We start from the raw sequence: 24,350 nt of genomic DNA, 5'->3' as shown, positions 1-24,350 counted from the left end.
ATTTAGTTTCAGAAATAGGAACTGAATTGTCAAAAAAATTAGAGTACAAATACCCGGATAAATTAGAAAATGACATACGAAAATATTTAGCTGGACTAAAACCCAAAACATAACTACGTTGTACAACATCGTATTGGCAATAGGCGGGCTGAACGGCTTCGTATCAACGGAAGTGCAAAATTCAACTTCTGTTCTTCGATTAAAGTTCAGTGCTAAAAATCCCGCCCATCGCCAATACGCGGCACGTTGTTAGCAATCCGCTGCGCTCCTTGCTAACAATGGCTCGGCGACTTACGTCGCTTGCCGTAAGCCGCCGCTTCGCGGACTGCTTACAACAAGCGACTTGGCTAAATAGCTCCGCTTTTGTATCTTCGATACAGCTTCGCTACTTCGCCAAGTCGCCGAGCCGTTATTCAGGACTGTTTAAGTTTTTGATCTCCTGACGTTTTTGGTCTATACTGTTTAATAGTTTATTTTCTTCCTCTCTTTTAATCACCAAATTATGGAATTTCTTAGGGTTAAGAGAATGAGTAGAATCGATATGCGATGTTACATGCGGTAGCTCCAATTCTATCATTCGGTAACGCATTTCATACGATTTTCTATCGTCTAATTGTTTGTTCTTCTCGTATAGAACACCGAGACCTAGCGAAATAATGGTAGATAATGCTATCATAACAATGATCAGAGGTGTTGATTTGAGATCAATGCCGTAATGATGTTTTACAATGACCTGATCAGGAATTTCAGCTATCTTTGAAACAATGTCTTTTTCTTTGATTGTTAATACAGCTAATTCCTGTCTAGTTATTGTGGAGATTTCATTAGCTACATCCTGAAGTGTCCCATAATCGTTAATGATCTTAGATAGTACATCGTTTTCTCTTTTAATAAATTGCTTGATCTGTTGTAGTAGTTCCTGATCCTTTGCTCGCATTTCATGAAATTCCTGCATTTTCTTTTCATTTTCAGAAAGTAGGGAGACAATTGTAGGCATTATTCGTACAATATCCTGCGTGATCAAGTCTGTGTTTTCCTGCAATGCGCTTACCTGTTGCTGTATATTTTCTAATTCTGTGTTCATGGTATTAACGTTTTAGTCCGTAATTCTCTTTCTTTTTTCTTTTCTTGATCAACGGATCATCTTGCTCTGGTGTAATTTCGGGGTTCGAAAATAAAGCTGATGTTATGTGACCAAGTGTTTCTCCGATATTTCTGTCTATAGAATGATCCTTCGAAACATAGCTTCCAGTAATTTGATTTAGTTCAATAGAATTATCTATGCTATTTAAAGCCTTGTCGATCTGTCCGAAGCTCAATGAGCGGTCTATGGCAGAACCCCGAAATGTCTGTTCATCTTTGATGAACGAAATACCTTGAACCTCATCCGACCCCAATCTATATTTAAACTGCATTTCCACACCTCTGTAACGGATATAATTTTGTAGTTCCTTCCAGTTTTTACTGTGTCGTATGCCTGCCTTGACGGTGTCGTAAATTTGGTATTTCGTTAGATCATTACCTTTCAGTCTACCTCTGTTGACATTTCGTTTTCCTTCGGACTGCTTAAAGCCATATAATGCATTTAATTCTTTACAAGCTTTAAAGCTCTTATACCGCTGATTGCTATTGGAGATAGTTTTGCCATGATCGTTTACCCGATTAAAAATAATATGGATATGATCATGTTGGCGGTCGTGGTGGCGCACCATTAAGCATTGGGTATCCCTAATATCTAATTTTGATAAATAACGCTTAGCTGCGGATAGCATGATGTCATTATTCAGCTTGTTTTTATCTTCTGTATTCCACGAAAGAATAATGTGTCCGACTGCCTTGCCCAATCTTGGATTCAGCATCCGCTGAAAATTAAAGTCCTGTGTGATGGTCTTTGCCGAATCCGTCCGTAATCCATTTACATGGATAATCTCACTATCTTTTTTCAGGGCGTATCCAACGCATCCGCCGAAAGATCGGCCCTCAATTATCTTCGCTATCATGGTGCAGTAGTTTATTGATACAATGGTTAATGTGATGGATCGTATTTTTGCATTCCTGTGTCACCTCAATCAGTCCAGACTGGTGTGCTTTTTTAGTTAGCTGATTTAGATTGTTCGAAGCCCCAGTAATCGCCCTAAAAGCTTTCAATTGTTCTTCGGTAAACCTAGGTGTAATTTTTCGTAGGATCGCAGATTTGCGTACCCATTCCGATTTGCTCATACCTGCAATTTTTGCATTATGCAAAACTCTGTTATGTTCGCTTTCATCGAAACGGACATTGATCCTGAACTGTTTTTTATTTTCGAGTGCGGGTCTTCCGCCTTTTTTCTTGTTATTTTTCATCTTGTTTCTTTTTAGCTGTGACCATCGGGAGCCAATCGGTTTTGGGGTCACCAAAACACAACCTTGCTTCCTACCTATTCGATAGTTTTCTTCCCGATTGAATATTTTGGGTCTGTTCTTTGGATGATGTGAAAATCAGATAGTCATTGACATCCTTGATCCTGTTGTCTTGCCTCTGCAATTCTTCCATTCCATTTTTTACGGTGTGCGTTTTTTCAAAATGGCTTCGCAAACTGTTGTACGATTTTAAACCACTGCTATCTGTGTCCAGATAGCTTGTTATTCCGTTATGTCGCCCTAAGAATGGATATGCTTTTTGCAGATTGGCGGTCGTATTCAGGATACAGAAGTTCGTATTTAGATACGGCTTACCTGCATTCTTTTTTAACGTCATAAAGGATAGCAGATCCGTGAAGCCCTCAAACAAAACAACATCTTTGTTGCCGTTATCGATCGTGGTGATCCCCTTTGTCAATAGGGAGCGTTTATCATAGCTGTTGCGCAGTTCGTATCCACCTGCATCATTCTTAAAACTTGCGGCAAAGTACGTCTGTCCTTTTGCCGTCCGGTAATAGATTTCCTGACAGTATACTCTGGCAATTTCAATATCTATTTTGCGTACGTCGGTCAGATAGTCTGTCAGAGCTTTGTTTCCGAGAGGCTCAACGGAAAGGATGGTGTAAGCGCGTTCATTTTCTTGTTGCATGACCTGTACTTTATCCAATACGGTCTGCTGGTGAAAAGAAAAGATATTTTTTCTTTCATCAGCCCAATCTAAAACAGTTGATAGGTTTTCCGTATCCAAAAACTTCATCAGGAAGTCAATGTTATTTCCTCCGAATCCTTCCGAATGCGAGTACCAGATATTCCTATGGATATCCAACTTTGTCGAAGCCGTTCTTTCGTCTCCTCCATTGAATGGGTTTTTAAACCATGCTTCACGGCTGTTCATCCTTGCGCATGGTATCTGTAGATAATTTAATATGGATATGAGCGGTATGCGCTTTAATTCATCACATGTCATAATCTTAATTTTAAAGTAGGTTTAGTTTAGTCTATTACTATATAGGGGCGGACTAAACTAAACCTGTTTTTTAATAATAGAATTCAGGGTTGAACCGGTAGGTCTTATCGTTTTTGATGACCATCCGTTTGTTTTCCAGAAATGTCTTCAGCTGTTTGGCTTTATTGATGCCGAAATTGAAGCCCTTTGCCAGATACGCATTCCGTAATCTGCCAACATATTCATCATATGTGCAGGTTATTTCACTGCCGTTGAACATTTCCTGTAACACTTCCCGATGGTTCTCTTTGGAAAGCTCCTGATAGTCGAATCCCTTTCTCGATACTGTACCTGACAGGTCAAAGTTCTCATCCAGTACGGGCAAACCATCATCGATAAAAAAGGTAAATGGCTCAAACTCGATATCCCTGATGAACTTTGGCGCCACGGTGCTGTAGTTTGTATCCAGATCGCTTTTGGTGACCTGTAATATGGATTCAGCCTTATTGTTCAATTCTGTCCCCAAATGCCCTCTGGTGTTGTCATCACCCTTGTTTAGGTGCAGTACGGTATGGATGTGTATATTCAGCTCCTGTGACCATTTCATCAGCTTGCCGGTAATTTCGGTCGCTTCCGTAGCATTATTGATGTCGTAAACAAGATCCCTGATCCCGTCTATGATGACCAGACATATTTTGCCCGCATATTTGGACAGGGCATATTCGATGATACTTATGCGCTCTTTAGTGGGGTATTCCCTCAGGGATATAAATTTTAGGTTTTCATGGACTTCCGTTGTCGGGTAATTTATGAGTTTGTAAACCCTTGAAATCAACCTGTGGCAATGGAATCTGCTCTGCTCCGTATCGCAGTACAGTACCAATGGACGGTTTATGGGAACTTTGACCTTATACTGTAATATCTGTTTTCCGCTCAATGCAGCAGCGACCAATGAAATCACATTGAATGTTTTCCTACTCTTGGCCTTTCCGGTGGATGCGCTGAAATTTCCTAATGTACCGATAACGGAATCGGAATTGCTGATTGTTATCATGATCGGAGGTTCTAAAAATTTATCTGTTATTTTTACTATAGCCCTATCCAATGCAGTGGCTATGTCCTGGTTAAACGAGATCATTATTTACCTCCTTTGTTATGGTTGAAGTTCGTCATGGATGCCATAACATCTTCTTTGTTGAAGTAAATGCGCTTTCCCATACGTTTATAGGGAATACGCCCCTGTTTCATCCATTCGGTCAGGCTGACAAGGGAAATATCAAGCTCGTTTGCCATTTCCTTTTTGGTCATTAGTTTTGTCGGTTGCTTTTTTTGCGGAGGATCGTCCATATTACCAACCTTTGAAATAAAAACCTGTAGTTCTTCCCTAACTGCATCCTTGACACAATCTCTAAGGGCATTTCGATCCAGTGTAATCATACTTTGCTCATGTTTATCAATTTAAGAATGTCGAAGTCATGGCCACTTTCTTCGTTTAATTAACTTGACACAAAATTGGGCAAGCAAGACCACAAAAAATGCCGTTCAGAATTTTGAACGGCATCTCTGCAAGGGGGTGGTATGATTTATCTTCTGGCTATTCAATTGGAATAATTTTGAATTTGCGATCTGAATTGTCAATGTCGGTGGGTTTACCGTCACAAAAATAGTTCTCTACTGTTCCGAATGGAATTGGCTTATCATGTTCCAAAAAATGATTGGAAATGATTTTTGCCCATGTTATATGGGCGTTAGTCCCTAGGAATGTTTCTGCTTTTCCGTTGATTATTATCTTTGCTTTCATAAATTCATCAAACAACGCGATCAGATTAAGTTTGTCGCCGTTCAGTATATTGATTTTATGATGATCCAAGGAATTCAATCGGGATTTCTCTTTTTTGAGCTTTTTAACCTGTTCTTTAAATTCATCCAATTCTTTTAATGTCGTATTATACTGTGCTAGCAAACGATCGAGATTTTGTTTCTGGATGAATTGCTTTTTTAATTCTTCCTGTTCCTCTTTGTTCGAATCTAGATAGTTCTCCAGAATAGTTTTTATGGTATTTATATTGGATTCTGTACTTGCATTGGATGAATTGGCAAGTTTCGTAAATGCCGAATCGATCAATTCCTGTGTCCGCTGGAATTCTATTTGAGTTTTGCTCTTTACTTCTTGCAATAGTTGCTCGCTGACTATCTCATATTTTTTTGACAGACTTACCGTGAAATTCCATCGGTCATATTTGGGAAGGATATTCTCGATGAAATACTGGAATTTCTGTATTCTAAGGTCGTTTCTTCTTTTCTGTGTCGCCGACAGCTTTTCCTGTGATTTGCTTCTTTCCTTTTTTAGCTCGGAATTAACAGTCTGCCATAATTCTTTAAAAAACTCTCTGCCGTCAGTATCGTTGAATTCAGCTTTGTAATAGTTGAAGTGGCGCAAAAAGAGATCTTCAAGTTGACTCTCTGGAAGTCGCTGAACTTTTATAAGAAAGTGTACATCCGCATGCGTATCGTTCTTGGAAAAAGGGACGCCCACGTCCAATGGATGCGGATCAAAGTCAAACGGTTTTCTTCTTCTGAAATATTTACTGTTCATAATTTTAAAATTTGTTCAGTGCATCGATTAACGAATCCGTGTTTGCCGATTCGTATTTCATTAAAGTCCTTATGTCGGAATGTGCGGTCAGTTTCTGCACAAGTGTAATGGGTACGTTCCTGCTCAATAGGTTCGTTACCATTGATCTTCTGCCGACATGGCTCGATAGGAAGTCGTACTTCCTTTTTTCTATCACCAGCTTTTGCTTACCTGAATACCTTGTGATCTTTATGATTTCGTCCATTCCTGCCAGTTTGCCGACAGTTTTGATATATTCATTGAACTTCTGGTTGGATATCTTGGGCACGGAGTAACCGATACGCTCCAAGATATCCTTTGCTGGGGCAATATACCCCTCAAAAGGTACGATCACCCTTTTTTTGACTTTTACCGAAATGAAGTCCCAAGCATTGTTTTTTATGTCCTTTGGGTCAAAGTTGATCAGATCCTCAAATCTTTGCCCTGTGTAGCACAATAGACAGAACAGATCCCGTACCCTTTCCAGACTGGGTCTGTCCGAAAGATCATGGTTCATCAGTTTCTGTATTTCGGATTCTGACAGGGCAATGATCTCATTGTAGGCTTTCTTCTTAAAGTTTGTCTTCTGGGTCTTGAAGACATCGGGATGCACCAAATAATCATTGTCGTTGCACCACTTTAGGAATACCTTTAACGTGGAGATGTACTTGTGGATGGTGTCATTCAGCAAGCCCTCTTTATCTCCATCGTTCGTGTTCTTTTTCCTGCTTAGAAATACCTCAAACTGATCGAGAAATTTACCGTCCATTTCCCTAAGGATAAGTTTTGTTCCCTTATGCTTCTCAAAATCCTCCAATCCCTTAAAGACTGTCCGGTATTCTTTTAACGTACCCTCTTTGACAAAATTGGATTTGTAGGAAAGGAACTGGGTTTTCAGGTGGGAAATGGATATTTCACTATTGACGGCATTGTCCCTGTCAATACAGTCCTGTACAATCTGTTTATAATCCTCTTTGGAAAGAAACTGGTTTGTTTCTTTTTTTCGCATTGCTTCCCTTGTACAGCAGTTTGCAAGGTTGTTCAGTTCAACATTGAATTCCAACGCTCCGCTGGCACTTGGTTTAAGCCTTTCCTTTTCAAAATCCCAACTTTTGGGCAATATCTTATAGTTTGTCCTGTATTTTATCCTACAGGATTTATCCGGTGAAAAGAAGAGATACAGTGCAGTGGGCGATGGATTCCAGAACTTTTGTGCAAGGTTCTTCTTTTTCCCTCCAACCTTTGCCAATTCCTGTTTGACCTTTTCAGGCGAAATATCGGGATTATAGGGCTTATCTAAATAAAAATTCACTTTCATATTTCTCGGACATATTTCGGACAGAAATGCTTAATATTACCATATTTTACCTTTGTAAGGTTAGGTAAAGATAGGTAATAAAATTTGTAAATACCTAATAATCAGAGTAAAATAAGAAAAGTAAAAGTAAGATATGATAACGGTTCGAATCCTGCCACCCCGACAACACTTACACTAAGTAAGGTCAAAAACCCTCAAATTCTATGAATTTGAGGGTTTTTTGTTTTATATTATATCAGGAAACCCCAATAAATATCAATCTAAATGTGAGTTAAACGGTGAGTCTTTTTAAGTTTTATATTTACTCACCGGATAGCTTATAAATAACTGTAAATCATTTATTTACAACATTTATTTTGATGCTATTTATTATTGTTTGACTTCTTTACTGCATCATATCCAATAGTTGGATTGAGAGAACTGCACTAAAGTGTATCAGTTGAACATAAAATAAATGGATATGAAGAGTAAAAACACTTTTGGGATTCAATTCGTGTTACGGTTGCCCAAGAACAAGAAAGATGAAATGGCCACTGTTTATGCAAGGATTACAGTAAACGGCCGTAGAACTGAAATTTCCTTAAAAAGCAAAGTATCGATCAACAATTGGGACGAAGTAAAAGGAAGAGCAAAAGGAAAACGCCAAGAAATCGTAAAGCTGAACAGCCACATGGAGCAGGTACGCTCCCTTATTTTCGATTGTTATCACCAGTTGGTGCAGCAAAATAAAACCGTTACCATTGAAGCGGTTAAATCTGTCTACCTAGGCGAGGACATAGAGGAAACAATGACTCTTCTAAAGCTAGTGGAATACCATAAACAAGTGGCAGTAAGTAAGCTTGCCCCCGGTACCATGAAAAATTATTATACCACCGAAACCTATATTCAAAAATTTATAAAACAAAAATATGGAAAAAAAGACATACCGTTGGATGAACTGAACTATCGGTTCATTTTGGATTTTGAAAACTTCCTTAATGACTACAAACCTAAAGATCATCATAAGCCCATAAATAATAATGGGGTGATGAAACATATGGAACGTTTGCGGAAGATGGTCAATTTGGCTGTTACGATGGATTGGCTGGTTAGGGATCCATTTGCCAAATACAAACTTCGGTTTGAAAAGGTAGAAAGAGGCCATTTGTCAAAAGAGGAGCTAACTGTTTTGCTTAATAAATCCTTTTCAATAGAGCGTCTGCAATCCGTGTCGGACATGTTCATTTTTAGTTGCTATACAGGTCTTGCTTACATCGACATTTTTAACCTGACCCCCGAAAATATTTCAAAAGGAATCGACGGAAAAGATTGGTTGACGACAAAAAGACAAAAGACCGATACAACGGTTCGAGTTCCTATGCTGCCCGAGGCTTCAGATCTTCTTAAGAAGTACAGAGGGCATCCGGTAGCTGAGGCGAATGGAACGATCTTCCCTGTCATATCCAACCAGCGAATGAACGGTTATTTAAAAGAGATCGCAGAAATTTGCGGCATCAATAAAAATTTAACGTTCCATCTCGCAAGGCATACTTTTGCTACAACGGTGACATTAAGCAATGGTGTGCCAATTGAATCGGTGAGTAAAATGCTTGGCCATACATCTATACGTACCACCCAAATTTATGCTAAGGTGTTGGAACATAAGCTAAGTGAGGATATGCACAAGTTAGAGGTTAGAATGGCTTCCCAGGATTAGATACTTCTAGGTCATTATTGAAATGAAACGAGGTAAGGTTGTAATTTTAATGGATGCAATACTATATGTGTGCCTTTGGACGCCAAATGCAACCACTGACTGCCATGTTGATCAAATTCGTAGATACTTTTGGTTCATTTGTATCCGTAAAGACAGAAAAGACCATAAATCAATTCTGTTCTAGAGGAGAGAATTTAGAAACATTAAAAAGCAGCGCAAATGAAAGTAGAACTTATCACTAAAGAAGACTTAGATAGCTTTAAAAAGGAACTTCTTGAAGAAATCAGGAGAAATAGACCACATCCGAGAAAAACCGAAAAGGAGCCTCGGGAATGGCTCAAGAGTTACGAGATCCGAGAATTATTGGGGATTTCAGCGGGGACACTCCAAAACCTTCGGCTAAACGGAACGTTACCCTTCACGAAAATCGGTGGATTGATGTATTATCGGTATGAAGATATCCGGAAACTAATGGATGGTGTTGATGGGAGTTAGGGATTAAAATATTAAAAAATAAATGATAGCAAGCAGGATTTGACGATCCTGCTTTTTTTTTTGCCCGTACTTTTTGCAGCCAAAGCACATTTACCTCCCATAGCAATATCCTCGCAGTAAAAGAGCTTTCCGGCTATTTCTGAAACAGAAATTTTAAAAAAAAACCTCTCCGCTATTCCCATTTTCAGATATTTTTAAAATCCCTGTTCTGTGGTTTTGAGAACCACACCTTAAGAAAACATTTATCAATCCGACGAATTGGAAGTATTATTTCAATTCAAAACAGACCATTTTCTAATGCAATTTTCTCGGCTTCCACATTTCTTTTATTCAAAGAAGCCTGTATGCACTATTGTCCCATTTCAAGAGCAAAGGTATTTCCGTGTTCTTAACACCGCCAAAAGGTCAAGCAAGTTTGAAAAAAAATCTCCACCCGTTGGGTAGTATTTATTTTTCAAAACCTTGTGTCGGCTAAACACGAACCTTTTATGCTCGTGAAACGAAACATAGCATACTCCGGCTCTTTGGACGAATAAAAAAAATGTCAGTTATGAAAATTATAAGCATTAAAAATGGTAATGAAACGAAACAGCACCTCCTCTCATTACCGAATAAATCAGAAAAATTAAATCAAATATCAATCATTAAAAATCAGCGAAAATGAACATCACAGGCAGACTGACAAGAAATGCGGAAGTACGCACATTGTCGAACGAAAAACAGGTGGTAAACTTTTCAGTAGCGGTAAACGACAGCTACCGTAACAAACAGGGCGAACGAGTAGAGCAAACCACCTACTTCGATTGTGCCTACTGGATAACTCCAAACGTGGCAAGGCTACTGACAAAAGGCACTTTGGTAGAACTCACAGGGCGTGTAAGTCCGAGAGCGTGGGTAAACAAAGACGGAGAACCAAGGGCAGGACTTAATTTCCATACCTCACAAATCAAATTGCACGGAGGTAGCAATAGAGCCGAAACCGTACAGGCTACTGCAAAAGCAGAAAACAACAGCATTGCAGGAATATCAACCGAGGACGACCTCCCATTTTAACAACGAATATTCAATCGTTTTTCAACATCAAAATTTTAGCATTATGGCACATAACATCAATTACAACGAGAAAACAGGACGTTATTCATTCTTTAGCGTTCAGCAAAAAGCGTGGCACGGTCTGGGGCAAATCGTAGAGCAGTACCCCACAAGCGAGGAAGCTATCCGACACGCAGGGTTAGATTATGAGGTAGTCAAATCCCCTCTGTTTACCAAAGGTTCGGGCATTACCGAAACCGCAGACGGTATCGAGATAGGCAGTAACGAACTGGAAGTACCTAACTGTTTCGCCAACATACGCACCGATAACAATGCCGTATTGGGCGTAGTGGGTAAAGATTACCACATCGTACAAAACCGTGAAGCGTTCAGTTTCTTTGATGCTATCGTAGGAGGTGGCGAGGGTATTCTGTACGAAACCGCAGGGGCATTGGGCAAAGGCGAACGCATTTTTATCACAGCCAAATTGCCCGACTATATCCGTGTAGGCAATGGCGATGATGTTACGGAAAAATACATCTTCCTTACCACAAGCCACGACGGAAGCGGAAGTATTACCGCAGCGTTTACGCCTATCCGTATCGTTTGCCAAAACACCCTTAACGCTTCATTGCGGAATATGACCAATGTAGTCCGTATCAAGCACACATCGGGAGCAAAACAGCGTATCGAGAATGCACACAGGATAATGGGGTTAGCCAACACATTGAGCGACCAGCTACAGGGTATTTTCAATGACTGGACAACGATAAGGGCAACAGACCAAGAGGTCAGAAAGCTAATCCAATTGGCACTATGCCCGAACAAAGAAACCCTTGAGCTCATCAAAAAAGGTGCTGAAGACGAAATATCAACAATGTTTAAAAATACCGTGAACGATGCGTTTGCCTATGCAATGACGAGTGATACGCAACAAATGGACACTACAAAAGGCACATTGTTCGGAGCATACAATGCTGTTACAGGCTACTTCCAAAATGTACGCAATTACAGGGATGACGAAGCCAAGTTACAGAGTATTGTATTGGGTGGAACGGCTCAAATGAAAGGACAAAAAGCATTTGACCTATGTACAGCCTTTGCGACAGACGGTGCGGAAATCCTAAACCTCAATTAGATAATCACATGCTACCGCCACAATCGGTGGTAGCCTGTTAAAAATAAGTTTTATGAAAGCGATAACAATAGAGGAAGCCAAAAATTTGGCGAGAGCCAAGAGCCTTGAAAAGAAGCACAAAGGCGAAAGCGTATTTATCATTTACTGCAATCGTACAGAGCATTTCTATATAGACACGAACGGTTTAGTACGCCTTTGGGAAAAATTATACGGCTACTATGTAAATGGGGTTTATGCCACCGAAGATTAACGCATAACATTCAAAAGCAGTTACAATGGAAACGAACGCCATAGCGATAAAATTTGTCAGCCACGAAGTACCCGAATTGGAAACGCTGAAAACCTCAAAGGTCTATCAGCTAAGGGAAAAACTGAACAAGGGCGAGAAGCTAAGCCGAGCCGAGAAAAATTGGATTGCGGAAGCGGTAAACCGAAACGCCTTTTTTAACAGGGCAGTTCCCCTAATGGGTTATCGGTTTGGGTTTGATGATATTCTAAAAACCTATGTAGTGAAGCAGTACGACAGTTGGCAGGAATACAGCGCACCCGACAAAACGAGCCTACGGAGTATAATCTATGGCAGGATTGACCAAATAGCAGAAATCAGTCATTAACACTTAAAGCAATCAAAGATGGAAACAACAGATAGAATTACCAAAGAAACAGACCTTGAAAAGTTTTGCAGGGAGCGATTTAAGCACTTGACCAATGCACAGCTTGTGGCAAGGGTAAACGGTCTTCCCGATTTTGGTTGGGATGATGAGGGCGTGGAACTGCGAAGAAGGCATAGGGTATCAAACGGTGCGTTTGACTATGCCTTTAATCATAACACGATGGTAATCCTAAAAGACGATTAATGATGTACGTAACAGATTTAAACGGTTGCCAAATCGAAGTAACGGATTTAAAGGAAGCCATAAAAATAGCAGGGCGGTACAAAGAATACCGCCACGAGGACGAGCGTTTTTCCGAGTTCGACAAGAGGCAAAAAGCCTATTGGGCGGATATGTACGAGAAACTTACAGCCATCAAAGAACAAGTAACAACACATTAAAACTCACAGTAATGAACACAAATTTTTTCAATCAAGTACAGCAGTTGGATTTTACAGGAATATTGCAACTGAACATTTCTAAGGGGATAGAAAACAAACTAATCGTAACAGTATTGCTCAACAATGAGCAATGCGGAGATAGTGCGAAAAACCTCATTCCCCCATTGATTTTTAACGCCACTCCGCAGGAGTTTGACGAGGGATTTTTTGAGCAGATAAACGCACCAATTAAAGCCATATCGGGTTTAATGGTGGATATGGAAGCCTTTATGAAGCAAATGGAAACCGTCAAACTGCAATCCGAAATGGAGAAGCAGAAAACCGAGAAAGCCAAAAAGGAAAAAGAAACCAAAGACAAGAAGTACAAAGACGGTATGGCAAAGGTGGACGAGTTGGAGAAAGAGGGCAAGTTCCGTGAAGCGTGGATGAAAGTACCCGACATTACGGAGTTTCCCGAAAAAGCGGACGAGATACGCAAACGCAAAACGTCATTGTCCGACAAGTTCGGGACACCGAGCCTTTTTGGTGGAGTAACGGAGGAGCAACCCGAACCGCCAAAAACGGAGGAGGTTGCTACCTATTGCCCAATAAATACAACAAACGAAGAAGTAGAATATTAACAATTAAAAACGAACATTATGTTATTAGCAACAGTATTACCGAGAGTTTTCATACTCAAAGATAAAGGACAGGATATTCCATTGACTGACCCCGAACCACGTTGGAGCGTGGAAGCCGTGATGAATTATTACGCCAATATGTATCCGATACTGACGACTGCAAAGGTATCGGCACCCAAGATAAAAGACGATGCAGTCGAGTACAGGTTTGAAAGCGTAATGGGTACGAAAGGTTAAACCAAAATTTAAAAGCAATGAATTATGCAACGCAACAAAATATTGGGAACAATCAGCATACCCGAACAGAAAAGGCAACGGCAATTACACCGACAGTTGGGCGAGTTCGCAGACTGGATGCAAAGACCAAAAGATGCAAACGAAGTTCGGGAAGACAAACGGAAATCCGTACCGATAGCAATGCTACCAATGGTTTGCTAAAGTGTACGTTTCTGCCGAAACTGAAAACGGCACAATCCGTACAGGCTTGTCAGAAAACGGAAAGGGATTTTTATCAGTCCCTTTCCAAACTTGCCAGGCATTACAGCATTGAACCGATGCAGACCCGACAGGATTACAGCTATCCCTACAATATGGTATTGGCTATGTGGGATATGGATAACCAATTGAAACGAACCGTTGCAAATTGGGATAGTTTAAAACTGATACAGGACAGTCAGAAAACCTTTTTTGTGAGTGAGGAAAAGTATAATACAGGTACGACCCTGTATTATATCCCCATTGTTCCGCTCTTTAAAATGCTTCACGACCCGAAGCATAAGAAGAATGCCCAATTACTTATTTCGGTTTACAGTTATCTGTACCACATTGCGGATATTCCGTATTACAGGCAAGAAGAAAGCTATCTGTATTGGCTATATGAGATGCACAAAGATTGGGTAGAACAGGACGATGAAACAGAAGAAATGGAAACCTACAAACGTGAATTTTCGATTGCTGAATATATTGGCGACAGCGTAGCACAAAGGCTATTCAACCGTATCAATTTAACGGTATTTGAACAGCGTTTAAACCTTTTTAAAAGCCGTGACACATTCGACAGGGAATGTTGGCAGATAGCCTGTAATGCGTTTGACCTCTATACGGAATACCCTACAGCATCCGTTTTCAGAAACGCACCCATTCCCGAGCAAGACCCTTATGACGATGATTACGAAAATGAGGTCATCGGAATGCAAAAGTATATTTCCTTTATCGCTGATACCAAAGGTTGGCTATATGAAAGCCTTTCGGACAGTATCAACAACGAATTTAACGAGTACGGAGCGATAGAAGAACCGACCATTACCAAACAATTTGACGGAATTGAAATAACCACAAACAATCTTGATTTTGAAAATCGTCTTTTTGTGTTATTGGATGACCTATGTACACTATTGCACAACTATAAAACAGTAGAAAAATGAACGATGCAACAGATATAACCGAAGATTTCGGGACATTATACCACCCAAAATCCGCTTTGGTTTTTTACGAAGCCAAAGGAACAGAAAAATCAATGTATGTAGAGCATTTCGATATGGACAGGGGCGGCAACCCTATCAACGCCCATCCCTTGAGCGTAAAGGAAGCCAATGTTTTGGCGAAGTCTTTACAGACCGATGAAGAAAAGAGCCAAGCTTTTTTAAAGCCAAAGGGAATTTTGCCGACAAATGTTCTGCATATCAACCCGAGTAACGATAAAGGCATGGTGCTATGGTACACAAAAGCACAGCAAAGGCAACTGTATTTTGTGGACGGTCTGGACATATCCAACGGAAAGGCACAAGTACCTGCAATGCTTTGGATAGCCAGCAAAAGCAGTCTTACCGTATTCGCTTTGGCAAGCGACAGGCGACCCACCGAAAAAACGCCATTGCATTACGCCCCATTTTTCAACATCTACGAAAAGGGCAACGTATGTATGGGAACGGTAAGCATAGATATTAAAAATTCGGCTTCGGTCGAGGAATTTATACAGGCGTGGGAGCATTATTTTTTCAATTCCTATTTCAGCCATTCATTGGTTGCAAATCTGACACGCCAAAACATTGTAAACCTATGGAAAGACCTTGTTAATACAGGCAAACCCTTTCCGAAAGAAGCTTTAAAAAAGAACAATAAAATCCTTAAAAACCTACTCAGATGAATACCGAAAAAACAAAAGTACATTTTACAGATAACTACCTGTTAAACCCGACCAATCCGATAACGGTAAACCTTATCGGGGCAGGTGGCACTGGCTCAAAAGTATTGACCGCCTTGTTAGAGATAAATGAAAGTCTGATAGCTTTAGGACACGCAGGACTTTCCGTAAGGTTGTGGGATGACGATATTATCACGACCGCCAATTTAGGCAGACAGCGTTTTTTTGAAAGCGAAACAGGATTGTACAAATCCGTTGCTTTAATCAACCGTGTAAACCGTTGTATCGGTACGAATTGGAAAGCGGAGAACCGAAAATTTGAAAGGGATAATTTCGGAATGATACCCCAAGAAGCAGAAGCGACCATTACCATTACCTGTGTGGATAACGTACAGGCACGTTTTAATGTAGCTGAAATATTGCGTGTATTCAGCCACCGAAAAAATTACAGGGATACCCCCAAATATTGGTTGGACTTTGGTAACAGTAGGCATACTGGACAGGTATTATTATCCACTATCGGAGAGATAGAGCAACCCAATTCGGAGAAGTACGAAACGGTGGCAAGTCTGCCATTTGTTACTGAAGAATTTGGGGAGTTGCTGAAGCAATCCGAACAGCAGGACGACACGCCAAGTTGTTCACTTGCGGAAGCATTGCAAAAACAGGATTTGTTTATCAATGGCTCATTGGCTCAAATGGGTTGTGAATTGCTTTGGGGATTGTTCCGCAACGGAATGACCGAGAACAGGGGGTTCTTCCTTAATCTGAAAAATTTCCGAACCCAACCGGTAGAGGTCGCCTAACCCAAAAAATCGGCGGCGAAAAGGCAGATCTTTCCGTTGGTCGGAACCGCCTTTTCGCATTGAATAAGGTGCAACCACTTTGTAAAATGCACCGCTACACCATTCCTTTCCCTGCATTTTTCCAAACAGGTTGCCAGATTATGCGTGGGATATTCTTTATCCCAAAGATTGGTTTTGGAAAAATCGACTTCTTTTCTTTTCACATCTGCGACCAAAGAAAAGAAGCAAAAGAACGTCGCTTGTTTGGAACAGATATTTTATACTATTGAAATTGGACGGTTACCGGTTGCTGAAATATTCCTGTGCAATTTTCGCTACTCCCCCACTAAAATATCTTTTGTCATTTTTAAACTCTCTCAATGGCTTTTTTGAAGTCGTCCGTATCACTACCGATAAACAGATAGCTTTCTATACCTATTTCCGAAAGAGCATTCACCGTTTCATTATCATCAATATCACTGTGGGCAATTAGTCTGATACTTGGGTATTTCGTCTTTAGTTCCCTTAGCTGTTCCAATACGTTCCTGTCGTAAAAATCAAGGTCAATGATACAGACTTCGGGAAGTGATGTTAATGCCGACAATTTTGACAAACCGTCCTCAACGTTTTCCGAACGGAATAAGACATCAGCTCCTGAAGCAATAAGATCATTGTGGGTTAAGTCTATAAGCGGGCTTTTATCATTGATAAATGCGAGGCTGGTTTGTTTGGGGCTTTTTATAGTTTCCATACTACCAATTTTAAATGTTAGTTTGTGGTGGCCTACAAAAAAAGAGCGTAGGCAACCACACTTACCGATACTAAGGCACTGGTACGCCTAACCCCGAATAAGCGAGCGCCCACGCCATAACGTGAGCGTTCTTACTTATTGCCTCGGGGTTACAAAAATTACCAGTTTTTAGTACCAAGACCTAAAGCAAAAACACTTTAAGTATTTTCTCTATTTTACATTAGCAAATATACTAAAGTCATTCCGATAGAAACATAGTCAGAGCAAAATTTAATTGCAATCAACGGATATTATTGCCGGTATAATTCTGTTACAAGATTATCAGAATATCACTCTCTTTATAGATAATCTTGCCACCTATCTGTATCAAAGGCGGTATAGCATCATTACGATATTGCTGTAAAGTCCGTTTGCTGATATGTACAACCGGCACATCTCTCCGCCCGACAAGTAGATTTCTCCGTTCATTACAGGGCGGTAGCTTTTTAATATTTCTTCAATACCGTTTCGCATCCGTAGTATCATTTCCTGATGGGCGATGATTTCTTCGGTTTCATTTGTACATTGCGCTACCTTCCATTTTTTTGCTCATTTTTTCTATAGAAGTCGAATTTATTCGGGGTTATTACAGGGTTTGTGAATATTCAAACCCTTTGGCTTTGAAAGGCAGCGTTTGGCGTTTTACAATTGCTAAAAACAAAAAATCGGATAACTTTTTAGGTTACCCGATACTCAACATTTTTTTATATCTATTGTTCCTGTATTTATTTTACAAGTCTTAACTGTGCGGATATTTTTTCGTCAACCAATTCAGCATATTCTTTTTCAAACTTCGTTTTTACGGATTTATCTTTTACTTCCAATTTATTCGCTAAGTAGCTCAGTTTTCGTTTATTTTGCTCTATTAACTCTGACCATTCCATGACATAAACCTCTATGTTTTTTTCTGTTTTTTTGTCGTACATAAATGGATTGTCAGGAAAGTTCAATCTTCGAGAGTTTACCTGTGATTTAGCATATTTTGTTAGACGTGACGAAATTAAAACTAATTTGTATTTTACTTTTTCGTTTGGCAATGCTGAATGTTGTTCAATTGTAAAAGCATAATCATCAATTTGATTCAATTCCTTTTTACTGATTGCACATTTGGGAGATTTCAATTCAACAACCATTATTTCCTTGACATCAGCGTCAGTTATCTTTTCGTTGAAGAAGAATAAATCAGTGATGTCATTCAATCCGCCTTCGTCCAATTCAATTAAATTTTCATCGACTTTTGTCGGTTCATAATTGAAATATTTTTCCCTTAATTCAATTAAGATATTGCCGATTTTTTTGTCTGACCATAGTTTAGGTGTCCCATTATAGTTTTCTCCAAATAACCACAGTTCATCTTCAACTATTTTGTGTAATTGACTTCTTTCCTTTAAGTATTTTGATAGTTCTCCATATGTTAACTCATGGAGAAAATCTAAAAACTCTGTTTTATCTGCCACAACACTTGCAAAATGAACCACATCTTCTAAATCAGTTTTCTCTAATAGATTTTGAAATTTCTCTAAATTCTCTTCCGAAAGCTTTAATACTTTGTTGAAGATATATTCAATATTTCCATTACTGATTGCTTTGTCAAGTAACGGATACAAGAAGTTTCTTATTTTATCATCCTTTTGGATAAGTTGATGTTCATCTTCCAATAAATAGGCGACTTTTTTAAATAGAACTTCTTGAGATTTTGAAGCTGGCTGTTCGTTGTTTTGATAAGGGTAATACTTATCATTTTCTAAGGAATTTAGAAATTTCTCGAACCTTTTGTTTTTAGCTTTGAAAAAGTCATTTATCGTTTCCTTAATAGTATTTTTCAGGTTGTTTATTTCTGCCTCTCCTAATGCTTCTAAATCCAAATTTCTAAACAAATCGGCATTCAACATTGGTGATTCGATATAAATGAACCAAGTGCCTAAATCTGATGTATACCAATCAGACGAATAAGTATATTCGTGTGCAACACTTTTTAATCCTGCGTTATCAGTTTGGAAAAAGACTTTTACTTTGTTTAAAGCTGAATTGATATTATAGAAGTAAAAATTTAGCGTATGGGTTTTACCTTTTTTATCTACATAATCAATCGTTTTTTTTGATGGTTTATCTATTACGAAATGTTCTCTTTTTAAAGCGTCCCCATTTATAATGAAGTTTACGGTATTGTGAAAAATCTCAAATGGGTAATGTTCGAATATTGCTTGACTAATATTTTGGGATAAAAAGTGTTCGTGTATTTTATTTCTTTTAGGGAGCTTCGCCTGCTTGTTATGATGAAGTTGTTCAATCATAACTTTGTAATATGGATTGTGTTCTCCTTCAAGATATGTATAGTCAACTTTAAATTCAGTTTCTTCCAACTGAGCATCATTAAAATCCAATGTATCCATACTGAATTTAGTCTTAGTGAACCGTTTTTCTATTTTATCAAAACCGACGGTTTCAATGTGCATCAATTCTCCAATCTGCAAAGAACTAAATCTTCCAATTCCTTGACCACTGGCTTTTGCGGTAGTTCCGATTTCCAAAATCCTATTATCAAACTCATTGAACGGAACTCCAAATCCGTCATCTATTATTTCGATACTCTTGATAGGCGACTTAATATTTGCTTCATTAACATATTCAATGTTGATTTCAATATTTTTCGATTCCGCCTGTAAAGAATTATTTATTAATTCACGAAAAGCTTGAAATGTGTCTCTATATTTAGTCAGGAGGTCTTTTATTACCCTCGTATTAGTAGTTATCTTTTTAGTGGTTGACTTCATTTTTTTCGTATGTTGGATAGCTCATCTTTGTTTCTAACAAAATTACGTAAATATCTGCACCATCGACGGTATCACCTTGGTTAATTATTGCTTAATGACTTTTAATTATTGTCTACCCTGTGCTTTCCACCTCTGTGTGTTGGTTTTTCTCATCTTTTTTCATTTGGCTATACGTCCATATACATACAATTCCGAGGATAATCAGAGCATAAGCAACCCATTTGCCGATACGCTCCAAAAAACGTACAGTTACAGCAGTAGAATACCTTGAAAACATTTCTACGCCTGCTGCACTACGTCTGTAAAACTTTCTGCGGTTTATCCAATAAAGAAGCCCTATCGCAATCACGATAACAATAATACCAAACACTAATTGAGCCGTAACCGTATCCATAACAGTAAGATTATAATTCAAGTAAATTTAAACAAAACACTTTGCATTAGATGCTTAAAAGTAAAAAACCGACCTGTTAAAGTCGGTTTGCTTTTAATATTAACGGTATCGCTCTAATCGCTACTGTTAAACTGAAAGCTTATCTGTTTTTCATTGCCAAAACTATCCGAAATCCAAACCTCAAAGGACTGTGATACTGTAGATGCCGAAGTATAATACAGCCTGAATTGCTCCGATGGCAATGGGTACAAATCGTTTGGAAGATATGGCGGCTCATCGTAATACCTCAAAGTTCCCTGTCCATCAAATTGGAAATACCGGAGAGAATACTGCGTGTTGCTGTAACTTTCTGTACGCTGTATGGTAATGCGGATTTCTACTGTCTGCCCACTGGCAACATCTTTGGGCACAGGCATGACATTGACCTCGAAAGGAAAATCGTTCTGTATTTCGAGTTCATCATCTTTGCTACAAGATACCAACGAAATAGAACCTGACAGGATTGCCAGCATTAGGTATATTGGCAACATTCCTATTCTGAATTTATTAAATATTGCTATCATCGTTTCAAATTTTAAAAGTTAAACCTTAATCCCACACCTGCGGACGGTCTGAATTGTCGCAAATCTGTACCCCAAAAGACTTTTGTACGCCCTTGCAGAACCAATACAAATCGGTCTGATAGGTACGTTTCAAAGGTCAGCCGACCACCAGCACCGTAGATAAAATTATCCTCACTCATTATCTTCGCACCGTCATACAACATTGCTTCGCCACGATTGATGCTTTCATAACCGACTACGCCTGTTATTCCTGCATTCAATGTAATGTTCTTTTGGGCATTACCCAACAGGAACAAACTGTAACCGGCCTCAGCAGTATAAGTTTCCTGCGGTATGCGTTGGTCTTTATAATCGTGGTATTGGTGCGTGTACTCCAAAGCCCAGATTTGATAATTCCCATTTTTTCCGTTTACGGTCATTCCGAGATTGATATAATAATCGTTACCGATTTTATCATCGGACAAAATGCCCGTACTCACTTCCAGTCCTTTTTGCTTTGGCAACATTTGTTGTGCCTGTGAAACCGTGATGGCCATAAAAAATAGCATCACGGTATGGATATACTTTTTCATTGTTCTTTCTTTAAAAGGTTATTAAAATTTCAGGTGCATATCGTTGATTACACGGGCTTTGATTAAATCTGAATTTTCCACTTGAAGCGTTTGGTGTCTGCCACCGTTTTTCTCGAAGATTTCAATTAGCAGCACCTTGTCATCAGCAATGGTAAATTGGTCTAACAGGAACACATTTTGTTTGGTCGATTTCCCGCTTATGCCTTGCTCCAAAGGCTTGTATGCCCTTAGCGGTGTCAAAGGACGTTCCTGTACTACGGTACGTTTGGCTACCTTTTTATCGACAACTTTGAAATTGATAAAATCAATATTGAACGGCACATTGCTTTTATTTCTTAATTCCGTGTGGAAATAGTATTTGTCGTTGTGGATATAGATACCTTTCAGTATAAACTGAATACCAAAGCTCTTAGCCCCGATATGCTTCACGATACGCTTGTCTTTCTTGTAAATGGTTTCCAATAACAAGCCTGCCAAAGACGGAGAATTGTTTCCCAATTCCTCGAAAAGCACATCGTTACCATTGGCTTTATCCACTTTCTTTTGCATCGTCAGCAGGTCATAGCTCAACACATCGGGATACCCACTATAATAAACGTTGAAACTGTAAAACCGTCCATCATTGGTAATCACGGAAAAGTTTGTTTCGGGTTCAAAATCCCTAACAGCAGCTTTTATACGCAAAACGTTTTCGGCATCTTCCGCTTTACCGGCAATCAGGTATTCGCTCCCCAAATCCACGTACCGTATAGCGGTCGGGAAAATCAAATGCGAAGTTTTGTCGTAAGTAACTTCCATTTTGTAGGGTTCTATCTTGCCCAATGCAAGCGGAGTTTTTGCATTTGCACTATCCTGTGCAAAAGAAGTTACAGCAAAGCCGATGGTCAGGGCAACCGCCCAAAAGGTTTTAAAAAGATTTTTCATTTGTTTAAATATTTGAGTTATACAATTATTGTTTTGATACCAGAAAGACCTGATGTCCTGCCTTTAGCGTGACTTTTGGTGTGCGTACTTTCTTGGCGAAATAGCCCGAAATTCCTTGTACTACGCCACGACTTAAATCGGCAGCAACTTGTTGTCCGGCATTTTGTGTGAGCATCACACTCGTTCCTCCTGTTTGGCTCATATTGCCAGCCATTTCGGTTAGGGCGTTCATTTCAGGAGAGTAAGGAACATAAAGACCTTGCTGTCCGTCCAAATCGTAAATGGTAATATCCACAGGGATAATATTTCCCTCTAATTCGATAGAGGTAATTTTGAGCTGTAAACGTCCTCCCTGAAACTTGGCATTGGCAGTTACAATCGTTCCTTGTGGGATTGTACGGATTGGGGTTTTGGCAGGCTCTAATAATCGTAATCTTACACCCGTTTCGCCGACAACCGTTTGTGCATCGTGTACACAGGCTTTGATACTGTTTTTTGGTTGTACAATTTGCTCGGTAGCACCAGCAGTATAGAAGCCTCGATTTCGGGTTTCGCTCCAATTTTCCAAAAACTCGCTGTCTGATGGCTCACGATACAAAGCAGATACGGTGTTTTTTCTTGTAGGAGTAAACGCTACAAAATGCTCTTTTTGGTTAGCTCCCGTTGTTCCTGTTGCCGTACCGCTTGCAGGTGCATTTTCTGCGGTGCTTGTGTTCGTATTGGCAGGAAGATACTTTGCCGCCATTTCGTAGGACTTCTCCATTAAAGCAAGCTGGTCATCTACGGTTACAGGCTTGGGTAGATTTTGCTCCGCTAATTGCTCTTTGAGTTCGTCCAACTGTCTGCGAAGTTCCATTGTTTCCGAATTGTCGTCATTATAGAATGACCCCAATGTACTTTGCATATTGCGGTAGCTGTTCAGTGCAGGATTGCCGTTTCTCCCCGAATTTCTGCCACTACCATAGCCGTAGCTTTCTTCTTCGTCGGCAAATTCGTCAATCGGTTCATCGCTGTTGTCTGTGTTCCAATAATCTGAAAGCGTAGCCAAAGCATTACGTTTCTCTTGGTCTTTCTGTTCGAGCATTTCAAGCTCATAAGCCTTGCCCTTATTGTCGGGCAGTCCGGCTTCGGTAGCTTGTGGAACGGCATCGTTCAGACCAATGTTCTCGATTTCGTTTTTGTCTTCCGACGGTTTAAAAATCAAATACATACAACCCACGAAAACAATAGCCATTAAACCAAAAATCAATGGCTTTTTGAGTTTTTCCGTTTTGTTCTCTGTACCGTTTTGCAGTACATCAGCGGTTTCGTTCGAGTTTCCCTCAGTTACCCGAACAACCGACTTTTTGTTTTCATTTTCTTTCATAAATCCTATTTTTTAAAATTGTTGATAATGTGTCCTGCAATCTTGCAGGGCTTTCGTTCTTTTTGAGGACGGGGTTTTCGATATGCTCTATGTGCATATCGTTTTTTGACTGTTTGGTATCGTACCATACTTTGGCGACCACCCCTACGGTCAGGAGCAGATAACCGACAAAGAAGTAAAGCGTATAAAGGTGCTGTTTGCCTACGGGCAAAGACCGCCAACGGTCGTCCAGCCTGTCAAAATACCTATCCATTTTCTCCCTTAATTTTTTCATACTTTAATGATTATGGGTTATCACATTCTAAACCCTCTTTTTGGGGAGGGAATTTTTTGTTTAGGCGTGTCGGACACCAAAGCGATAGCTTCTTTTCGGGTCGGAACTGTTCCTGTTGTAAGGTTTATTAATTCCGTTTTTTTCATTAAATGCCCGTAACGGTCTTTCCTTTCAATCTCCATTTTCCGCACATCGAATTTGTTGTCTTCGTACTTCAAGTACATATGACATTGGGTGTAAGGTTTATCTTCTCCATTCCATTCGAGGTAAGTGTTCAGTAAAAATCTATCAGGGTTATATAGTTTGTCCGTACCGTTCTCACAAGCCTCCAAAAACCTACTGATGCTGTTTTTGATTTTGTCGGGATAATCAGCCTGTGTATGAAAATAACCGTCATAACCTTTATCGGTCAGCGTTTTTGCGAATGTATCCAAATCAAGTAACTGTTTCAT

General features: G+C 39.6%; 30 protein-coding genes and 1 pseudogene. 14 read left to right on the top strand and 17 right to left on the bottom strand.

Annotated elements, in window-relative coordinates:
• Positions 1-113: pseudogene (locus tag LKO28_RS08470) on the top strand (aminoglycoside 6-adenylyltransferase); the annotation flags it as partial.
• 296 nt (positions 114-409) lie between these two features.
• On the opposite strand, the gene LKO28_RS08465 reads toward LKO28_RS08470, so the two are convergent.
• The 8 genes from LKO28_RS08465 to LKO28_RS08430 all read right to left on the bottom strand — a co-directional run bounded on the left by LKO28_RS08465 (position 410) and on the right by LKO28_RS08430 (position 7,278).
• Positions 410-1,084, bottom strand: a complete 675-nt coding sequence (locus tag LKO28_RS08465; RefSeq protein ID WP_003013290.1) for a hypothetical protein — start codon at positions 1,082-1,084, stop codon at positions 410-412.
• Positions 1,085-1,088: 4 nt separating this feature from the next.
• Positions 1,089-2,000 (bottom strand): relaxase/mobilization nuclease domain-containing protein, encoded by a 912-nt coding sequence (locus LKO28_RS08460; protein ID WP_003013289.1) that lies wholly within the window; start codon positions 1,998-2,000, stop codon positions 1,089-1,091.
• A complete protein-coding gene (locus LKO28_RS08455; RefSeq protein WP_003013287.1) occupies positions 1,981-2,343 on the bottom strand; it encodes a plasmid mobilization protein in 363 nt (120 codons plus the stop codon). Before LKO28_RS08455 ends, LKO28_RS08460 begins: the two co-directional genes overlap by 20 nt.
• Positions 2,344-2,413: 70 nt before the next feature.
• Positions 2,414-3,295, bottom strand: coding sequence for a toprim domain-containing protein (locus LKO28_RS08450; RefSeq protein WP_003013284.1), 882 nt, complete (start codon positions 3,293-3,295; stop codon positions 2,414-2,416).
• A gap of 142 nt (positions 3,296-3,437) precedes the next feature.
• The gene (locus tag LKO28_RS08445) at positions 3,438-4,400 is read right to left on the bottom strand and encodes an AAA family ATPase (RefSeq protein WP_224200403.1); all 963 of its coding nucleotides are present in this window, start codon (positions 4,398-4,400) and stop codon (positions 3,438-3,440) included.
• Between the two features lie 83 nt (positions 4,401-4,483).
• A complete protein-coding gene (locus LKO28_RS08440; RefSeq protein ID WP_003013280.1) occupies positions 4,484-4,783 on the bottom strand; it encodes a helix-turn-helix domain-containing protein in 300 nt (99 codons plus the stop codon).
• A gap of 157 nt (positions 4,784-4,940) precedes the next feature.
• Positions 4,941-5,942, bottom strand: coding sequence for a hypothetical protein (locus LKO28_RS08435; protein ID WP_003013276.1), 1,002 nt, complete (start codon positions 5,940-5,942; stop codon positions 4,941-4,943).
• 4 nt (positions 5,943-5,946) lie between these two features.
• Positions 5,947-7,278, bottom strand: a complete 1,332-nt coding sequence (locus LKO28_RS08430) for a site-specific integrase (RefSeq protein WP_003013274.1) — start codon at positions 7,276-7,278, stop codon at positions 5,947-5,949.
• A gap of 460 nt (positions 7,279-7,738) precedes the next feature.
• On the opposite strand from LKO28_RS08430, the gene LKO28_RS08425 reads away from it, so the two are divergent.
• The 13 genes from LKO28_RS08425 to LKO28_RS08365 all read left to right on the top strand — a co-directional run bounded on the left by LKO28_RS08425 (position 7,739) and on the right by LKO28_RS08365 (position 16,262).
• A complete protein-coding gene (locus tag LKO28_RS08425) occupies positions 7,739-8,974 on the top strand; it encodes a site-specific integrase (RefSeq protein ID WP_317206622.1) in 1,236 nt (411 codons plus the stop codon).
• A 219-nt stretch (positions 8,975-9,193) separates the two neighbouring features.
• Positions 9,194-9,469, top strand: coding sequence for a helix-turn-helix domain-containing protein (locus tag LKO28_RS08420; protein ID WP_115170670.1), 276 nt, complete (start codon positions 9,194-9,196; stop codon positions 9,467-9,469).
• Positions 9,470-10,129: 660 nt separating this feature from the next.
• Entirely contained in the window at positions 10,130-10,522 is a 393-nt protein-coding gene (locus LKO28_RS08415) for a single-stranded DNA-binding protein (RefSeq protein ID WP_185213524.1), read from the top strand.
• Between the two features lie 43 nt (positions 10,523-10,565).
• A complete protein-coding gene (locus tag LKO28_RS08410) occupies positions 10,566-11,639 on the top strand; it encodes a DUF932 domain-containing protein (RefSeq protein ID WP_185213525.1) in 1,074 nt (357 codons plus the stop codon).
• 52 nt (positions 11,640-11,691) lie between these two features.
• Positions 11,692-11,889 (top strand): DNA-binding protein, encoded by a 198-nt coding sequence (locus LKO28_RS08405; RefSeq protein ID WP_115170672.1) that lies wholly within the window; start codon positions 11,692-11,694, stop codon positions 11,887-11,889.
• Between the two features lie 25 nt (positions 11,890-11,914).
• Positions 11,915-12,253 carry a molybdenum ABC transporter ATP-binding protein gene (locus LKO28_RS08400; protein WP_091101001.1) on the top strand — a complete coding sequence of 113 codons (339 nt, stop codon included), beginning with the start codon at positions 11,915-11,917 and terminating at the stop codon, positions 12,251-12,253.
• A gap of 18 nt (positions 12,254-12,271) precedes the next feature.
• A complete protein-coding gene (locus LKO28_RS08395) occupies positions 12,272-12,496 on the top strand; it encodes a hypothetical protein (protein ID WP_002993146.1) in 225 nt (74 codons plus the stop codon).
• Complete coding sequence (locus LKO28_RS08390) at positions 12,496-12,693, top strand: hypothetical protein (protein WP_002993148.1); 198 nt, start codon at positions 12,496-12,498, stop codon at positions 12,691-12,693. The genes LKO28_RS08395 and LKO28_RS08390 overlap by 1 nt, the downstream gene beginning before the upstream one ends.
• 11 nt (positions 12,694-12,704) lie before the next feature.
• Positions 12,705-13,313 (top strand): PRTRC system protein E, encoded by a 609-nt coding sequence (locus tag LKO28_RS08385; protein WP_091100998.1) that lies wholly within the window; start codon positions 12,705-12,707, stop codon positions 13,311-13,313.
• Between the two features lie 18 nt (positions 13,314-13,331).
• Positions 13,332-13,550, top strand: coding sequence for a PRTRC system protein C (locus tag LKO28_RS08380; RefSeq protein WP_091100995.1), 219 nt, complete (start codon positions 13,332-13,334; stop codon positions 13,548-13,550).
• A 17-nt stretch (positions 13,551-13,567) separates the two neighbouring features.
• Positions 13,568-14,737, top strand: coding sequence for a hypothetical protein (locus LKO28_RS08375; protein WP_227694355.1), 1,170 nt, complete (start codon positions 13,568-13,570; stop codon positions 14,735-14,737).
• The gene (locus tag LKO28_RS08370; protein WP_227694354.1) at positions 14,734-15,459 is read left to right on the top strand and encodes a prokaryotic E2 ligase family D protein; all 726 of its coding nucleotides are present in this window, start codon (positions 14,734-14,736) and stop codon (positions 15,457-15,459) included. Before LKO28_RS08375 ends, LKO28_RS08370 begins: the two co-directional genes overlap by 4 nt.
• Entirely contained in the window at positions 15,456-16,262 is an 807-nt protein-coding gene (locus tag LKO28_RS08365; RefSeq protein WP_227694353.1) for a PRTRC system ThiF family protein, read from the top strand. The genes LKO28_RS08370 and LKO28_RS08365 overlap by 4 nt, the downstream gene beginning before the upstream one ends.
• Before the next feature lie 346 nt (positions 16,263-16,608).
• Here LKO28_RS08365 and LKO28_RS08360 read toward each other — a convergent pair whose 3' ends face one another.
• The 9 genes from LKO28_RS08360 to LKO28_RS08320 form a co-directional block, all read right to left on the bottom strand.
• A complete protein-coding gene (locus tag LKO28_RS08360; RefSeq protein ID WP_091100976.1) occupies positions 16,609-16,992 on the bottom strand; it encodes a response regulator transcription factor in 384 nt (127 codons plus the stop codon).
• Positions 16,993-17,756: 764 nt separating this feature from the next.
• Entirely contained in the window at positions 17,757-19,805 is a 2,049-nt protein-coding gene (locus LKO28_RS08355) for an ATP-binding protein (RefSeq protein ID WP_148917745.1), read from the bottom strand.
• Between the two features lie 112 nt (positions 19,806-19,917).
• On the bottom strand, positions 19,918-20,199 hold the full coding sequence (locus LKO28_RS08350) for a molybdenum ABC transporter permease (protein ID WP_148917746.1): 282 nt from the start codon (positions 20,197-20,199) through the stop codon (positions 19,918-19,920).
• Positions 20,200-20,312: 113 nt separating this feature from the next.
• Positions 20,313-20,762 (bottom strand): DUF3872 domain-containing protein, encoded by a 450-nt coding sequence (locus LKO28_RS08345; RefSeq protein ID WP_227694352.1) that lies wholly within the window; start codon positions 20,760-20,762, stop codon positions 20,313-20,315.
• A gap of 11 nt (positions 20,763-20,773) precedes the next feature.
• Complete coding sequence (locus tag LKO28_RS08340) at positions 20,774-21,334, bottom strand: conjugal transfer protein TraO (RefSeq protein ID WP_148917747.1); 561 nt, start codon at positions 21,332-21,334, stop codon at positions 20,774-20,776.
• A 21-nt stretch (positions 21,335-21,355) separates the two neighbouring features.
• Positions 21,356-22,258, bottom strand: a complete 903-nt coding sequence (gene traN, locus LKO28_RS08335) for a conjugative transposon protein TraN (protein ID WP_227694351.1) — start codon at positions 22,256-22,258, stop codon at positions 21,356-21,358.
• Between the two features lie 25 nt (positions 22,259-22,283).
• Complete coding sequence (gene traM / locus LKO28_RS08330; RefSeq protein ID WP_227694350.1) at positions 22,284-23,624, bottom strand: conjugative transposon protein TraM; 1,341 nt, start codon at positions 23,622-23,624, stop codon at positions 22,284-22,286.
• Positions 23,611-23,898 (bottom strand): nitrogen regulatory IIA protein, encoded by a 288-nt coding sequence (locus LKO28_RS08325; protein WP_091100957.1) that lies wholly within the window; start codon positions 23,896-23,898, stop codon positions 23,611-23,613. Before LKO28_RS08325 ends, traM begins: the two co-directional genes overlap by 14 nt.
• A 20-nt stretch (positions 23,899-23,918) precedes the next feature.
• Positions 23,919-24,350, bottom strand: coding sequence for a hypothetical protein (locus LKO28_RS08320; protein ID WP_185213536.1), 432 nt, complete (start codon positions 24,348-24,350; stop codon positions 23,919-23,921).

The organism is Sphingobacterium sp. FBM7-1, from assembly GCF_020687765.1.
Classification (GTDB): Bacteria; Bacteroidota; Bacteroidia; order Sphingobacteriales; family Sphingobacteriaceae; genus Sphingobacterium.
Note: the sequence above shows the minus strand (reverse complement) of the source record. Positions and strands in the feature narration are given on the sequence as shown.

Excerpts from the sequence above, each read along its gene's own strand:
- LKO28_RS08465 (WP_003013290.1), bottom strand. The coding sequence starts at position 1,084 with ATGAACACAGAATTAGAAAATATACAGCAACAGGTAAGCGCATTGCAG.
- LKO28_RS08460 (WP_003013289.1), bottom strand. The coding sequence starts at position 2,000 with ATGATAGCGAAGATAATTGAGGGCCGATCTTTCGGCGGATGCGTTGGA.
- LKO28_RS08455 (WP_003013287.1), bottom strand. The coding sequence starts at position 2,343 with ATGAAAAATAACAAGAAAAAAGGCGGAAGACCCGCACTCGAAAATAAA.
- LKO28_RS08450 (WP_003013284.1), bottom strand. The coding sequence starts at position 3,295 with ATGAACAGCCGTGAAGCATGGTTTAAAAACCCATTCAATGGAGGAGAC.
- LKO28_RS08445 (WP_224200403.1), bottom strand. The coding sequence starts at position 4,400 with ATGATAACAATCAGCAATTCCGATTCCGTTATCGGTACATTAGGAAAT.
- LKO28_RS08440 (WP_003013280.1), bottom strand. The coding sequence starts at position 4,783 with ATGATTACACTGGATCGAAATGCCCTTAGAGATTGTGTCAAGGATGCA.
- LKO28_RS08435 (WP_003013276.1), bottom strand. The coding sequence starts at position 5,942 with ATGAACAGTAAATATTTCAGAAGAAGAAAACCGTTTGACTTTGATCCG.
- LKO28_RS08430 (WP_003013274.1), bottom strand. The coding sequence starts at position 7,278 with ATGAAAGTGAATTTTTATTTAGATAAGCCCTATAATCCCGATATTTCG.
- LKO28_RS08425 (WP_317206622.1), top strand. The coding sequence starts at position 7,739 with ATGAAGAGTAAAAACACTTTTGGGATTCAATTCGTGTTACGGTTGCCC.
- LKO28_RS08420 (WP_115170670.1), top strand. The coding sequence starts at position 9,194 with ATGAAAGTAGAACTTATCACTAAAGAAGACTTAGATAGCTTTAAAAAG.
- LKO28_RS08415 (WP_185213524.1), top strand. The coding sequence starts at position 10,130 with ATGAACATCACAGGCAGACTGACAAGAAATGCGGAAGTACGCACATTG.
- LKO28_RS08410 (WP_185213525.1), top strand. The coding sequence starts at position 10,566 with ATGGCACATAACATCAATTACAACGAGAAAACAGGACGTTATTCATTC.
- LKO28_RS08405 (WP_115170672.1), top strand. The coding sequence starts at position 11,692 with ATGAAAGCGATAACAATAGAGGAAGCCAAAAATTTGGCGAGAGCCAAG.
- LKO28_RS08400 (WP_091101001.1), top strand. The coding sequence starts at position 11,915 with ATGGAAACGAACGCCATAGCGATAAAATTTGTCAGCCACGAAGTACCC.
- LKO28_RS08395 (WP_002993146.1), top strand. The coding sequence starts at position 12,272 with ATGGAAACAACAGATAGAATTACCAAAGAAACAGACCTTGAAAAGTTT.
- LKO28_RS08390 (WP_002993148.1), top strand. The coding sequence starts at position 12,496 with ATGATGTACGTAACAGATTTAAACGGTTGCCAAATCGAAGTAACGGAT.
- LKO28_RS08385 (WP_091100998.1), top strand. The coding sequence starts at position 12,705 with ATGAACACAAATTTTTTCAATCAAGTACAGCAGTTGGATTTTACAGGA.
- LKO28_RS08380 (WP_091100995.1), top strand. The coding sequence starts at position 13,332 with ATGTTATTAGCAACAGTATTACCGAGAGTTTTCATACTCAAAGATAAA.
- LKO28_RS08375 (WP_227694355.1), top strand. The coding sequence starts at position 13,568 with ATGAATTATGCAACGCAACAAAATATTGGGAACAATCAGCATACCCGA.
- LKO28_RS08370 (WP_227694354.1), top strand. The coding sequence starts at position 14,734 with ATGAACGATGCAACAGATATAACCGAAGATTTCGGGACATTATACCAC.
- LKO28_RS08365 (WP_227694353.1), top strand. The coding sequence starts at position 15,456 with ATGAATACCGAAAAAACAAAAGTACATTTTACAGATAACTACCTGTTA.
- LKO28_RS08360 (WP_091100976.1), bottom strand. The coding sequence starts at position 16,992 with ATGGAAACTATAAAAAGCCCCAAACAAACCAGCCTCGCATTTATCAAT.
- LKO28_RS08355 (WP_148917745.1), bottom strand. The coding sequence starts at position 19,805 with ATGAAGTCAACCACTAAAAAGATAACTACTAATACGAGGGTAATAAAA.
- LKO28_RS08350 (WP_148917746.1), bottom strand. The coding sequence starts at position 20,199 with ATGGATACGGTTACGGCTCAATTAGTGTTTGGTATTATTGTTATCGTG.
- LKO28_RS08345 (WP_227694352.1), bottom strand. The coding sequence starts at position 20,762 with ATGATAGCAATATTTAATAAATTCAGAATAGGAATGTTGCCAATATAC.
- LKO28_RS08340 (WP_148917747.1), bottom strand. The coding sequence starts at position 21,334 with ATGAAAAAGTATATCCATACCGTGATGCTATTTTTTATGGCCATCACG.
- traN (WP_227694351.1), bottom strand. The coding sequence starts at position 22,258 with ATGAAAAATCTTTTTAAAACCTTTTGGGCGGTTGCCCTGACCATCGGC.
- traM (WP_227694350.1), bottom strand. The coding sequence starts at position 23,624 with ATGAAAGAAAATGAAAACAAAAAGTCGGTTGTTCGGGTAACTGAGGGA.
- LKO28_RS08325 (WP_091100957.1), bottom strand. The coding sequence starts at position 23,898 with ATGAAAAAATTAAGGGAGAAAATGGATAGGTATTTTGACAGGCTGGAC.
- LKO28_RS08320 (WP_185213536.1), bottom strand. The coding sequence starts at position 24,350 with ATGAAACAGTTACTTGATTTGGATACATTCGCAAAAACGCTGACCGAT.